The 12,786-nt window shown below is 53.7% G+C and carries 12 protein-coding genes; 10 read left to right on the top strand and 2 right to left on the bottom strand.

Translation table 11 applies throughout. From position 1 onward, the window contains the following. The first annotated feature begins 205 nt into the window (after window positions 1–205). Genes M2298_RS26285 through cntE form a run of 9 tightly spaced genes read left to right on the top strand, consistent with a single transcriptional unit; the run spans window position 206 to window position 9,483 of the window. The gene (locus M2298_RS26285) at window positions 206–1,051 is read left to right on the top strand and encodes a histidine racemase CntK family protein (protein ID WP_242773125.1); all 846 of its coding nucleotides are present in this window, start codon (window positions 206–208) and stop codon (window positions 1,049–1,051) included. 22 nt (window positions 1,052–1,073) lie between these two features. Further along, window positions 1,074–1,880, top strand: a complete 807-nt coding sequence (locus tag M2298_RS26290) for a methyltransferase domain-containing protein (RefSeq protein ID WP_173597902.1) — start codon at window positions 1,074–1,076, stop codon at window positions 1,878–1,880. Window positions 1,881–1,891: 11 nt separating this feature from the next. Next, on the top strand, window positions 1,892–3,193 hold the full coding sequence (locus tag M2298_RS26295; protein ID WP_280649287.1) for an opine metallophore biosynthesis dehydrogenase: 1,302 nt from the start codon (window positions 1,892–1,894) through the stop codon (window positions 3,191–3,193). A gap of 37 nt (window positions 3,194–3,230) precedes the next feature. Further along, a complete protein-coding gene (gene cntA, locus M2298_RS26300) occupies window positions 3,231–4,844 on the top strand; it encodes a staphylopine-dependent metal ABC transporter substrate-binding lipoprotein (RefSeq protein WP_242773123.1) in 1,614 nt (537 codons plus the stop codon). 8 nt (window positions 4,845–4,852) lie between these two features. Further along, window positions 4,853–5,785: a nickel/cobalt ABC transporter permease gene (gene opp1B, locus M2298_RS26305; RefSeq protein WP_122962166.1), complete on the top strand. Its 933-nt coding sequence runs from the start codon at window positions 4,853–4,855 to the stop codon at window positions 5,783–5,785. 1 nt (window position 5,786) lies between these two features. Further along, entirely contained in the window at window positions 5,787–6,680 is an 894-nt protein-coding gene (gene cntC, locus M2298_RS26310; RefSeq protein WP_122962167.1) for a staphylopine uptake ABC transporter permease subunit CntC, read from the top strand. 6 nt (window positions 6,681–6,686) lie between these two features. After that, window positions 6,687–7,508, top strand: a complete 822-nt coding sequence (cntD, locus tag M2298_RS26315; RefSeq protein ID WP_280649288.1) for a staphylopine uptake ABC transporter ATP-binding protein CntD — start codon at window positions 6,687–6,689, stop codon at window positions 7,506–7,508. Beyond that, a complete protein-coding gene (locus tag M2298_RS26320; protein ID WP_122962169.1) occupies window positions 7,495–8,238 on the top strand; it encodes an ABC transporter ATP-binding protein in 744 nt (247 codons plus the stop codon). The genes cntD and M2298_RS26320 overlap by 14 nt, the downstream gene beginning before the upstream one ends. Before the next feature lie 33 nt (window positions 8,239–8,271). Continuing rightward, complete coding sequence (gene cntE, locus M2298_RS26325; RefSeq protein ID WP_280649289.1) at window positions 8,272–9,483, top strand: staphylopine family metallophore export MFS transporter CntE; 1,212 nt, start codon at window positions 8,272–8,274, stop codon at window positions 9,481–9,483. 90 nt (window positions 9,484–9,573) lie between these two features. On the opposite strand, the gene M2298_RS26330 is transcribed toward cntE, so the two are convergent. Further along, window positions 9,574–10,626, bottom strand: coding sequence for a 2,3-butanediol dehydrogenase (locus tag M2298_RS26330; protein WP_063229073.1), 1,053 nt, complete (start codon window positions 10,624–10,626; stop codon window positions 9,574–9,576). Window positions 10,627–10,958: 332 nt separating this feature from the next. Between M2298_RS26330 and M2298_RS26335 the strand changes: the two genes are divergently transcribed. Further along, a complete protein-coding gene (locus M2298_RS26335; protein WP_122962171.1) occupies window positions 10,959–12,002 on the top strand; it encodes a LacI family DNA-binding transcriptional regulator in 1,044 nt (347 codons plus the stop codon). Between the two features lie 71 nt (window positions 12,003–12,073). Here the strand turns inward: M2298_RS26335 and M2298_RS26340 are convergent, their stop codons facing one another. Next, window positions 12,074–12,679, bottom strand: a complete 606-nt coding sequence (locus tag M2298_RS26340; protein ID WP_122962172.1) for a TetR/AcrR family transcriptional regulator — start codon at window positions 12,677–12,679, stop codon at window positions 12,074–12,076. Window positions 12,680–12,786: the final 107 nt, after the last annotated feature.

The following is a 12,786-nucleotide window of genomic DNA, read 5'->3' on the forward strand; positions in this document are numbered from 1 at the left end:
CTCCGTCTAGGGTACAGATTGATTTCCTGACCATTGTCTCGATATCGGTACTCCGGAGCATGGCGACAAAAAAATATATTTGGAACACGTTGACAATCACCAGAATTGTACCATATAGTTATCGGTACTAAAACGTAATGATTACGTTTTTCATTTAAACAACCCAAGATGCTTACGTTAATCATATGTGTAAAGGGTGGGGATCATGAGGCAAGAAGTCGATTTTATCAAGTTCAATCCCACGCAAAACATGACGCTTCTGGTGAAAACGAAGCATCTGACGGAGCAGTATTCGCGCATTGCGTCCAGGCTGATGTCCTACGACAGCGTACATGCAGAGCAAGTCGGCTTTATTGAACAGGCGCAGCAGGATGGAGCGCGTGCTCATTTGCAAATGGCGGGAGGTGAATTTTGCGGAAATGCGTGCATGGCTCTGGCTGCTTGGCTCGCCTGGGAGAACGGTCTTGGCCCCAATGAGCGGACAGAAGTCCGGTTAGGGGTATCTGGAGCGGAAGGGCTTGTGAATTGCCGGGTCAACCGCCTCGCGGATGAATACTACTGCCAGCTTGATATGCCAGTGCCGCAGCGTTTGGAGCAGCGCACGATTTCGTACGAGGGCAGCGAATGGAACCTGGCGATGGTCAGATACCCGGACTTTTTGCACGTCGTGATTGAAGCCGAAGTCATTTGCGAGGATTTGCGGAAAAGGGCAGAGTCGCTGGCGAAGCTTCTTGGCTCGGTGTCGGAGTGGAGCATGGTCGGGATTTTGTTGTATCAGCCTGTCAGAAACGAGCTTGCGCCGCTCATTTACGTTCCCGAGCTGGACAGCTTGGTTTGGGAGCGCGGCTGCGGATCGGGAACCGCTTCGGTCGGTGCCTATCTCGCCTGGAAGCAGCAAAAAGATACGTCTGTTGAGATCAGACAGCCGGGAGGGACCATCCATGTGGATGCCACCTGGCGAGGGCAGGAAGTCGTTCGTTTGCAAATTGGCGGGTCTGTCGGCATTGTCGCACAAGGCAAAGCGTATATCGAAATAGGGAGCAACAATTGAAGAGGGTGAAGGTGGGAGTGGAGTGATCAAACCAGAACTGTTTCAGGAGTGTGTCCGGGATTTTTGCCAAAGATTTTCCGAATTGGCGAAGGTGTATGACGGTACGATCCAGCACAGCTTCGAGCTTGCCGCTGTGATCGATGAATACTCTGCTTTTGTGACGGCAGAAAGCAACAAGGAAGCCTGGGAATGGCTGGTGCAAAACGAGCCGGAACCATTTCAAGGGCTGGTAGCGGATGTGAGGCAGGTGGCGTCGCGCTGCGTGGCGATCATGGAAAAATACCGGGCGTTGAAGCTGCTTGGCGGGCAAGCAGAAGGAGCGGACTACTTCAAAAATATCGAATCGTGCATCGAGGAGGAATTTGGGAGCTTTCAGGTAGGGGCAAACTCCAAAGTGCTGCTGGTCGGCTCCGGTTCCTACCCGATGACGCCTTTATTGATTGCGAAGCGCACTGGAGCGCCCGTCGTCGGGATCGATATAGACGAGGAGGCTATCCAGCTCGGGCAAAAAGTAGTCGATAGGCTTGGACCGGGTCTGCCGATTCAACTGGAGAGATCGTATGTCGAACAGCTTCCTGTGACGAAGGAGGCGACCCATATCATCTTCAGTTCGACTGTCTCGAATAAATACGAGATTCTCGATCAGCTACACGCGCTGACAAAGGAAGACGTGGTCGTCGCCATGCGGTATGGCGATCATTTGAAGTCGCTGTTCAACTATCCGATGGAAGCGGTCGACGAGCAAAAGTGGAGGCTGGTCGAAACCGTCTTGCGTCCTGAGCATGTTTTTGACATCGCTTTGTATCGCAAAGCAGCAGTCATCCAATAGGGAGGTTGTGTATGAACGTCTTGCAACGAGTGTTGCTGCTGGGAACGGGTCCGGTAGCGGTTCAATTGGCTGTTTTGCTGAAAAACGAGTGGAACTGCCAGGTGGGAATGGTCGGGCGAAAATCGGTGCGCTCTGCGTCGTTCTTTTCGGCAGTCAAAGAAAGCGGCCAGCGCCTGATTGTCCATGTACAAAATGAGCAGCACCGCAGACTGGCTGGGGAATGCGTCCTCGATCACTTGTTTTGCGGGTATCAGACGGTTTATGGCGAGTGGGACACGATTGTTTTGTCTGTCACGGCCGATGCGTACATAGAAGTGTTGCAGCAACTGAATGAGTCGGTATGGCAACAGGTGCGAAGAGTTGTCCTGATTTCGCCGACATTCGGCTCCGGCGGCCTGGTCCGGCAATATTTGCAGGAGCGGCAATCGGACGCGGAAGTGATCAGCTTTTCCACGTATCTCGGCGACACACGCTGGTTGAATGGCGATCCGTCGCATGAAGTCGTGACGACAGGAGTGAAGAAAAAAGTCTTCATCGGCTCTACCAATCTGCTCTCTGCTTCTGTCAAAAGGCTGCGCGAGCTGTACGAGCGCATGGGAATTGCACTGGAAGCCAAGGATTCCCCGCTTGAGGCCGAGACGCGAAATATATCGCTGTACGTGCACCCGCCTTTATTCATGAACGAGTTTTCGCTGCGCGTCATTTTCGGAGAGGAAAAGGTGCCGAAGTACGTGTACAAAATGTTTCCGGAAGGTCCGATCACGCAGCACGTCATTTTCGATATGCTCGGGCTGTGGCAGGAAATCACGAATGTGGTAGAAAAGCTCGGCATGAAAGGCGTCAACCTTTTGCAGTTTATGACCGACGACAATTACCCGGTGCGTCTGGAGAGCCTGTCGCGCCGTGACATTGAGAACTTCCCGTTTTTCGAACCGATCCGTCAAGCGTATTTGCTGTATATCCGCTATACGTCTTTGCTGGTCGATCCGTACTCCGAACCGGATCAAAACGGCAGGTATTTCGACTTTTCCGCCGTTCCGATCCGCACGATGTTCGTCAACAGCGAAGGCAGCTGGGATATGCCGCGCATGCCGAAAGAGGATTACTACCGGATCAAAATGATTCGCGGAATTGCCGCGTATGTGGGCGCTCTTTGCCCGACGATGGACAAGCTTATCGCTACGTATGAAAAGAAACTGGAGGAAGCCGCTGCCGCGCTTGCAGGCGAGTCACTATCAGAGGCGTTTCGCGTGCAAAGCTTCGAGAGCGACGTGCAGCTGGTTTGCCGCGAGCTGGGAAAGGTGCATCACTAGACAGACAAAATGAACAGGAAACGCAGGAGGATCGAGCATGAAAAAAGCACAAGCAGGATGGCTATGGGGAGCAATCGTTTCGCTGCTGGTATTGGCGGGATGCGGAAATGAAAACGCAGCGCCGAGCGAACCGGAGAAGCAAGCCCGGGAACTTGTCATGGCTGTATCCAAAGATATAAAAGATATGAACCCTCATCTGTACACAGGCTCCATGTTCGCGCAGGGCATGCTGTATGAGTCGCTGGTGGAAAATACCGAAGAGGGAATCAAACCGCTGTTGGCTGAATCTTGGGAGATTTCTGGAGACGGCAAGGTTTACACGTTTCATCTGCGAAAAAATGTGACGTTTCACGACGGAGCGCCCTTCAACGCAGACGCTGTAAAGAAAAATATCGAGGCGGTCCAGCACAATGCCGCCAAGCATTCCTGGATCAAGCTGTCGACCAAGATCGCAAGCTGCAACGTGGTGGACGAGCATACTGTCGAGTTGGTGTTGACCGAGCCTTATTATCCGACTCTAGTGGAGTTGTCGATGACGCGCCCGTATGTGTTTGTCTCCCCGAAAAATTTTATCGAGGGTGAAACGAAAGACGGGCTGAACGGTTACAGCGGTACCGGGCCATACAGGCTGGTCGAGCATAAAGCGGAACAGTCCGCCGTCTTCGAAGCGAATGAACAATACTGGGGCGGTGCGCCAGCTATCAAAAAAATTACGGCGAAGGTGCTTCCGGCGGGGGAAACAACGTATTTGGCGCTGCAAAAAGGCGAGGTCAATTTTGCCTTTACCGATGACCGGGGGGCGAACAATCTCGACGTAGAGGCGATGAACCAGTTGGAACAGTCGGGAAAATACCAGATTGTCCGCAGCCAGCCGATGAACACGAACTTTTTGGCAGCAAACAGCAGCAAGAAGGAGAGTCCCGTCCACGACCGCGCTGTCCGTGAAGCGCTCTGGTACGCGATGGACAGAGAGCTGATCAGCAAACAAATTTTTGCGGGAACGGAGCCGCCAGCCGACACTCTCTTTTCTTCCAACGTCAACTATGCCAATGTCGAGTTGAAGCAGCGCGAGTATGCTCCCGAAAAAGCCAAGCAACTGTTGGAGGAGGCAGGGTGGCTCGCGGAGCAGGCAGGCGGTGTGCGCAAGAAAAACGGAGCGGTGCTGGCGATGAAACTCTACTACGATGTGAACTCCTCTGCGCAAAAAATGGAAGCGGAATGGATGCAGGATCAGTTGAAGGGGATCGGGATTCAGCTCGACTTGATCGGAGAGGAGTCCTCTTCTATTGCCAGCCGCAGATCCAGTGGCGACTACGATTTGCTTTTCAACCAAACATGGGGACTGGCTTACGATCCGCAAAGCACGATCGCGGCTTTTACTTCCAAGTCGTCCTACTACTACACGACAAGCGGCATTGCGCAGGCGGAAGAGTTGTATAAAAAAATCAACGACGTCATGGTGTCGACAGAGGAGCAAGCACGCAAGTCTCTTTACCGCGACATTTTGAATATCGTGCATGAGGAAGCGGTGTTCATTCCACTGACGAACGGCAGCGTCACGATTGTCGCTCCCAAAGCTTTGCAAGGCATTTCCTTTAAACAGACCCAATACGAGTTGCCGTTTGAACGCATGTCGTTTGCAACGAAGTGAGGATAGAGATGGGGCGTTATTTGCTAAAAAGGCTGCTGATTTCGATTCCGCTGCTTGTCTTGGTTTCGTTTTGCACCTTTTGCCTGATGCAATTCTCGCCGCTCGACCCGGCAGAGGTGGTGCTGCAAGCGCAAGGCGTACCGCAGATCACTCCGGAGCTGGTGGCGCAGACCAAAGCGGAGCTTGGCATGGACAAGCCGTTTATCGTGCGCTATCTGGATTGGCTCTTGAGCTGCTTGCAGCTTGATTTCGGCCATTCGTACGTCACGGGCAAATCGGTCTGGTCGCTGCTCGGTCCGGCTTTTGTCAATACGCTCAAGCTGACTTTGGTTTCAGTTGCTGCCATTCTCGTGCTGTCTGTCGCCCTCGGGGTTATATGCGCCCTGCAAGCAGGCAAGCGGACAGATCAAGCGGTCAGAGCCGTATCCTTTTTGCTGGCTTCGCTTCCACCCTACTTGCTGGCGGCGATACTGGTCTGGTACTTCGCAGTCAAGCTCGACTGGCTGCCGACGAGCGGCATGGATTCGTACAAAAGCTACTTGCTGCCTGTCGCTGTGACCACGATTGGCTACGCAGGCATTTATTTTCGCATGGTCAGGAGCGCGGTGCTTGGCAACTTGCATGAAGAGTATGTACGTTACAGCCGGGCGTGCGGGCTGCCGGAGCGAAAAATCATGCTGCATGTCATAAGAAATTCGTTGCAGGTGACTACCGCCGTATTTTGCATGGCGATCCCTGTCATTTTAGGAGGCACCGTTGTGGTGGAAAACGTCTTTGCCTGGCCGGGGCTGGGAACGTTGAGCGTCAAAGCGATCATGAGCCGGGATTTTCCGCTCATTCAGGCGTACGTGCTTGTGCTGGCAGTCGCTTTTATTTTGTTCAACACGGTTTCAGATGTGCTTCAAGCGGCGTTGAATCCAAAGCTGAGGGAAGAGTTGTAGCATGAAATGGCTGAAAAATGCGCTTCACGACAAAGTCGCCATGGCATCGTTCACTTTTCTCGTGTTGATTGCGGCAGCCGGGATTTTTGCCCCGTTTCTGGCTCCCCATGATCCAAAAGCTGTGCATATGGATATGCGCTTTGCTCCGGCTTCGTGGGAGTATCCGCTTGGCAATGATCAGTTGGGGCGATGCGTCTTGTCCCGGCTGATCTACGGCATCCGTCCCAGCTTGCTGTGGGTGCTCGCAGCGCTCGTGTTGTCTGTGGGCATCGGGGGAATCGTCGGTTTTGTGGCCGGATATTTCCGCGGGCGGCTGGACGCCGTTTTGATGCGGTTGTGCGATGTCATGCTGTCTTTTCCCGGGTATGTGATGACTTTGGCCATCATCGGGATTATGGGAGTGGGCCTGGAAAATATTTTGATTGCGTTTGTCCTCTCCAAATGGCCCTGGTTTGCCAGGGTGATTCGCACCTCTGTGAGACAGTACGCAGAGGCGGATTATGTCCGGTTTGCCAAAGCGATCGGGATCAGCGACTGGCAAATCATGACGAGGCACATCGCTTTGGTGGCGACTCCCGACATCGCCGTGATTGCCAGCAGTTCCTTGGGGTCGATGATCTTGCAAATATCCGGGTTCTCGTTTCTGGGGCTGGGAATCCAGGCTCCGAACGCCGAGTGGGGCATGATGCTGAGCGAAGCGCGGGAAGTCATGTTTTCCCGCCCGGAGCTGATGCTTGCCCCTGGTTTGGCGATCGTCCTGACGGTTTGCGCGGTCAACTTTTTGGCGGATGCGCTTCAGACAGCCCTGGACCCGAAGCTTGGGCGGAGCAGGCAAAAGCCGCAAGCGCTCGTTTCCGCCCTGGATACCGGAATCAGTGGAAAGAGCGGGAGGTGATTGCACATGGCTATACTGGAAGTAGCGGATTTGCAAATTTGGGACAGCGGCACGAATCAATGCCTGGTCGCTGGCAGTTCTTTTCAGGTAAAAGCCGGGAGTTGTCTGGCGATTGTCGGGGAAAGCGGGAGCGGGAAGTCGCTGACCTGCAAGGCGATTATGCGCTTGAACGACAGCGGGCTTCGTCAGTCTGGAGAAATCCGGTTCAAAGGGGAGAACTTGCTGGCTCTCTCGGAAAAAGAGATGCGCCAAAAGCGCGGGAAACAGATTTGCCTGATTGTGCAAAATGGGATGCGTGCTTTTGACCCTTCATGCGTAGTCGGGGTGCATCTGCTTGAGACGATTGCTACTCACTTTGACTGGGGGCGTGACGAGATAACGACCAGGCTGACAGCGGCCATGGAGAGCGTCATGCTGAGAAATCCGCGGGAGATCATGAACAAGTATCCCCACCAGTTGTCCGGAGGGATGCTGCAACGGATCATGATTGCCCTGGCGCTTGTGCTTGCCCCTGATCTCATCATCGCCGATGAGCCGACGACCGCTCTCGACGCCGTCTCGGCCTTTGAAGTGGTAGAGCAGCTCATGGCTTTGCGTCAGAACACGGGCTGCGCGATGATTTTCGTCTCGCACGACTTGGGTGTCGTCAAAAAGATCGCGGATGAGGTGCTGGTCATGAAGGAAGGGGCAGTGGTCGAGAGCGGAGCGGCGCACCAGATCTTTTCCAAAGCGCGGCATGAGTATACGCGTTATCTCGTGTCCAACAAGCTTGCGCTCAGCCAGCGATTCAGCCAGGTGATGGGAGGCGTGGACGTTGCTGAAGGTTGAAGGGGTAGCGAAAGCGTATAAAAAAGCAGGTCTTTTTTCCAGAGAAAGAGAGCAAGTGCTGGCGGATATCCATTTTGCCTGCGATTACGGAGAATGTCTGGGGATCATCGGGGAGAGCGGAAGCGGGAAGTCGACGCTGGGACGGCTCGTGCTGGGGATTGAGCAGCCGGATCGCGGCAGCATTTTGTTCGAGGGAGAGAGCGTGACGAAGCGCAGGGGCCGAGCCGGGAAAATCAGCGCTGTGTTCCAGGATTACACTTCTTCGATCAATCCGTTTTATACCGTCGAAGCGGCGATTATGGAGTCGTTGCGCCTGATCGGGATGGGAGGGCAGGAGGCAAGTGACAAGCTCGACTTTTTGCTGGATCAGGTCGGGCTTGATCGCTCCTATCGCCAAAAGCATCCGCATGAGCTGTCCGGGGGCGAAGTGCAGCGAGTGTGCATCGCAAGGGCTGTCGCGACAAATCCCACGTGCATCGTCTTGGACGAAGCGATCAGTTCGTTGGACGGTTCCGTGCAAATGCAGGTGCTGCAATTGTTGAAGCAGCTCGGGCAGACATACCGCATGAGCTACCTGTTTATTACGCACGATTTGCAGGCGGCGGCTTATTTATGCGACCGGGTGATGATCGTACATCGCGGACGAGTGGTAGAGACGGTCGCGGTCGAGCAACTGAAAGACGTACAGTCTGCCTATGCCAGAAAGCTGTTGGGCATGGTCATGCTGTAATGAAACGACGACAGACAAGGAGGGAGAGCTGTTGTGAAGGGAGCGTTGGCCTGGCCTTTTTTGCGGTTGTATGTTTTGACTCTTTTCTATTTTAGCGCCAACTCCATACTGAATGTGATCATTCCGCTGCAAGGCTCATCGCTGGGGGCTTCCAATACGACCATCGGGATAGTCATGGGGGCGTATTTGTTTACGACAATGCTGCTGCGCCCGTGGGCTGGTCACATTATTCAAAAGCGCGGGCCGATCAAGGTGCTCCGCACGATTTTGGTCCTGAACGGGGCGGCGTTGATCCTGTACACGTTTACCGGGCTGGAAGGGTATTTTGTCGCTCGCATGCTGCAAGGGGTGTGCACGGCCTTTTTCTCCATGGCTTTGCAGCTCGGCATTATTGATGCCCTGCCGGAAAAAGAACGCTCCCAAGGGATATCGATGTACTCGTTGTGCGCGTATTTGCCAGGGATCGTCGGGCCGCTTTTGGCTTTGGGCATCTGGCAGCCCGGGGAGATGGGCAGCTTTGCCGTCACGATGATCGCGATTGCGATTTTGACGGGTGTGGTCGGGTTCACCGCCAAAATCGACGATCCAAGCGATGGGCAAGCCGGGGCTGGCGGGCAAGGACAGGCGAATGCGAATGGAAAAGCGGAAACCTTTTCGGCGTTCGGCCCATTTTTCAAAAATCCGCACTTGCTCGCATGCAGTGTGCTGATGCTGACATCCTCGCTTGTATTCGGGGCGGTGACTGCTTTTATTCCGTTGTACGCACTGCAAATTGCCGGCGGTCATGCGGGAGTTTTCCTGATGCTGCAGGCGGGAACGGTCGTTTTGGCGCGGTTTGTTTTGCGGAAAAAAATTCCTTCCGATGGCAAATGGCGCGCTTCTTTTATTATGGGAGTGATGCTTATACTCGCTGTCGCGGCACAGAGTGTGAGCTTGTCCGCTGCGGGCGGGTTTGTCTTCTTTTACGTAGGGGCTGTGTTGATGGGAATCGCGCAGGCGCTGCTCTATCCGACATTGACCACGTATTTGACCTTTGTTTTGCCGCAGGCAAGCCGCAATGTCCTGATCGGTTTGTTTATCGCCACAGCGGACCTCGGTGTTTCGCTCGGCGGGATTATCATGGGGCCAGTCGCGGATTTGTCTTCGTATTCGTTCATGTATATGCTGTGCGCTTTGCTGGGAGTGGCTATGACCTTGTTTGCCTATGAGCGGCGCAAAGCGCTGACAGAGGCGAAGGCGGCGTAGAAAAGAAAAAGGAGCGGAAGGCCGGAGTGTAGCCAGCCTGTCCGCTCTTTGTTTTGTGAGAGGGATTCATGATATTGGAATCGTTTTCGGTTACGCTTTTGGACTGACGAGGATTTTCACCTGATTTTTCTCTTTCAGGAGCGCTTCGAAGCCGTGATCGACGATTTCGTCCAGCTTGATGCGTTGGGTAACGAGCTTGTCCGCCGGGAAGAAGCCTTTTTCCATCAGGCTGATTACGGCCGGGAATACGTCGCGGTAGCCGATGATGCCAGTCATGGAGCGTTCTTTCATGACGATGTTGTTCGGCTTGATCGACGCTTCGCGTTCAAAGATGCTGACGATCATGATTTGTCCGGCGATTTTCGTAGACTCGATCGCTTGGGTGAGAACTGGTGGCACGCCTGTTACTTCGAAGGCAATGTCAGCCCCGCCGTTGGTGCGGTTGTGAATTTCCTGAACCACGTCGTATTCTTGTGGGTCGAGGACGATTGCGCCCAGCTCTGCTGCCTTGCTTTTGCGCTCAGGAGACAGCTCGACAGCGTAAATTTCTGCTGCGCCTGCCGCTTTCAACGCTTCGATCACGAGCAATCCGATTGGTCCGGCACCGAAGACGACTGCTTTGTCTCCTGCTTTCAGTTGGCTGGAACGCACAGCGTAAAGAGCTACAGCAGATGGCTCGACCAGTGCGCCTTGCTCATAGGAGAGGCTGTCCGGGATTTTGTGAACCATGTGTTCGTCGCAAGCAACGTATTCCGAGAAGCCGCCACCGCCGCCAGCGAGGCCGAGGAAGCCCATTTTGCTGCACAGGTTGTATTTGCCCTGGTTGCACGCCGCGCAAGTGCCGCACGCGAAAACAGGTTCAACAACGACGCGGTCGCCAACCTTGATATTTTGTACGCCTTCACCGATCTCGACAACTTGTCCGGAAAATTCATGTCCCATGACAATTGGCGCTTTTTCGCCAGTGAGCGGGTGAGCGGTTCCTTCCGGGATGAAGATTGGTCCAGCTACGTATTCATGCAGGTCGCTTCCGCAAATGCCGCACCATTCCACTCTGATTTTTACCTGTCCTTTGCGAGGTTCAGGCTGTTCGATTGTTTCCAGACGGAGGTCCTTTAAACCATGCCAGCGTAACGCTTTCATAAATGGTCAGCTCCTTGTAGGTGGATAAAATATATGATGATCGGAATCAGTAATTAAAACAGGAAACGTTTCCGAAAAATAATATGTCATAACTTTGACATATTGTCAAACTGTAATATCGAGTGGAAATCGTGCGACTGATTGTTGGGTGGGAAATCGAGCGAATGTTTTTGGTTTGGCTGAAAATATCCGTTGTTGCATGCGTGAAGGCTCTGACCGGGCGTGGCGTTTGCATTACCGCCAGAGCCGCGTGTGATATAATAACGATAATAAAAGCGGCAGATTCGTAAGAAAGCAGAAAACGATTCCAAGCAGGAAAGGAAAGCATTGCATTGGATACCAATCATAAAGTGACGATTGAAGACGTGGCGAAAAAAGCAGGGGTAGGAATTGCTACTGTGTCGCGAGCGATCAATGACAGCGAAGGGATCAGCCCGAAGACGAAAGCGCTGGTTCTCCAGGTGATTGAGGAACTCGGATTTACCCCGAACACTTCTGCGCAGAGCCTGAAAGTACGCCAGACGTATCAGATCGCGCTGGCTGTGCCGGACATTCGCAACGCGATTATCCCGGACATTGCCTGGTCTGTGGAGCAAGCGGCGAAGCAGCACGGCTATCGCGTCGTTCAAATCAACACGTCAGGCAATGCGCGGACCGAGCTGGAGACTGTCCGCGAGGTGAAAAAGCTGCATGTGGACGGGCTGATCATCATGCCGCTCGCCTACCCGAAAACGCTTGTTCCGCTGATCAACAAGGCGAGCGTCCCGGTTTCGATTATCAACTACGGGAAAAGGCTTGAAGAAAACGTGAAGGCCGACGTGGTCAGCATGGCTCGCCAGGAGGGGCGGCTTGTCATGGAGCATCTGATCAAAATCGGGCGGACGCGGATTGCTTACGCCGGGGCGCCTAAAGACAAGATCGAGGAACGCTACTTTGCGTACGAAGGATCGCTCAGTCACGTCGATCCTTCGCTGGTGTATTTCGGCGAGGACTTCTCCTTTGAGACTGGTCGCCGGGCCGCTGACTATTTTTTCAGCCTGAAAAACATGCCGGACGCCATCTACGCGGTCAACGACATGGTGGCGATTGGGATCGTGAATCGCTTCAAAGAGCTGGGCGTTCGCGTTCCGGAAGATGTGGCGATCGTGGGGATCGACAACAATGTCTGGACGACGATCACGACTCCGCAGATCAGTTCTGTGTCCATCATGGGGGAGGAAGTGGCACGGCTGGCTACCGAGCTGCTTTTGAAACGGATTCGCGAAAACGGTTCCGGTGCATATGAGCGGGTACAGTTTGAACCGAGGCTCATTGTCAGGGAATCAAGCGTGGCGATGATTCGCAAGTCGCCGATGGATAACGAGCTGCCAAGATGAAGGAAGCCGAGAGATGGACAGGAGAAGTTGCTCCTGCGATCTCTCGGTTTTTTTATTGGGGAAAAGCCGATTTATTTCAGCGGCTCTTTTGTCAGCAACAGACCGTTCAATAAAGCGGTGAGGCTTTGCAGCGCTTTGGACAAATCTGCTTCCGGCGCGTCGGAGTTGGCGAGCCAAAAGGCCGTATCAGCCAGGCCGCCGTTCAACAGCCGGGCAAGCGCTTCGTGGTCTGTTTTGACAATCATGCCATCTTCCATCAACTGGCGGAGCGTTTCCGCCATCGTCGCCAGGCATTGGGACTGGGAGGATTGCCAGTAGGCATTGCCCAGGATGGAAGGTGCGTCCCGCAGGACAATGCGCTGAATCTCCGGCTCAAGCGCCATGGCGAGATAAGCGCGGCAACGGCAGACAAAGCCTTCCCATGCATTTTCCGCTTCTGTGGAGATGGTGGCGAGCTTTTCGTCCATTTCTGCGTCGATTTGCTTGACCACTTCTGCGAGCAGACCTTTTTTGTCTCCGAAATGATGGTAAAGCGCTCCGCGGGTAAGTCCGACAGAGGCTGTGAGATCGTCCATGGATGTGTCCGCATATCCGATTGTGCCAAAGGCTTGTCTGGCTGCACTTACCAGCTTGGCGCGGGTTTCTGTTAGCATTTCTTGGCGTGTCTTGCGGGTCATGGGACTCCTCCTGTTTGATTGGTATGGATTGACATACGTCGCGTATGTTTTTATGATATTGGCATACGGGACGTATGTCAACTTGAAAGGACGGTCGTGACAAGTCA

It is taken from the genome of Brevibacillus sp. 1238 (assembly GCF_029892995.1).
GTDB lineage: Bacteria > Bacillota > Bacilli > Brevibacillales > Brevibacillaceae > Brevibacillus > Brevibacillus parabrevis.

Bases quoted from the DNA above. Each gene is read 5' to 3' on its own strand.
- M2298_RS26285 (WP_242773125.1), top strand. From the start codon at position 206: ATGAGGCAAGAAGTCGATTTTATCAAGTTCAATCCCACGCAAAACATG.
- M2298_RS26295 (WP_280649287.1), top strand. From the start codon at position 1,892: ATGAACGTCTTGCAACGAGTGTTGCTGCTGGGAACGGGTCCGGTAGCG.
- cntA (WP_242773123.1), top strand. From the start codon at position 3,231: ATGAAAAAAGCACAAGCAGGATGGCTATGGGGAGCAATCGTTTCGCTG.
- opp1B (WP_122962166.1), top strand. From the start codon at position 4,853: ATGGGGCGTTATTTGCTAAAAAGGCTGCTGATTTCGATTCCGCTGCTT.
- cntC (WP_122962167.1), top strand. From the start codon at position 5,787: ATGAAATGGCTGAAAAATGCGCTTCACGACAAAGTCGCCATGGCATCG.
- cntD (WP_280649288.1), top strand. From the start codon at position 6,687: ATGGCTATACTGGAAGTAGCGGATTTGCAAATTTGGGACAGCGGCACG.
- M2298_RS26330 (WP_063229073.1), bottom strand. From the start codon at position 10,626: ATGAAAGCGTTACGCTGGCATGGTTTAAAGGACCTCCGTCTGGAAACA.
- M2298_RS26340 (WP_122962172.1), bottom strand. From the start codon at position 12,679: ATGACCCGCAAGACACGCCAAGAAATGCTAACAGAAACCCGCGCCAAG.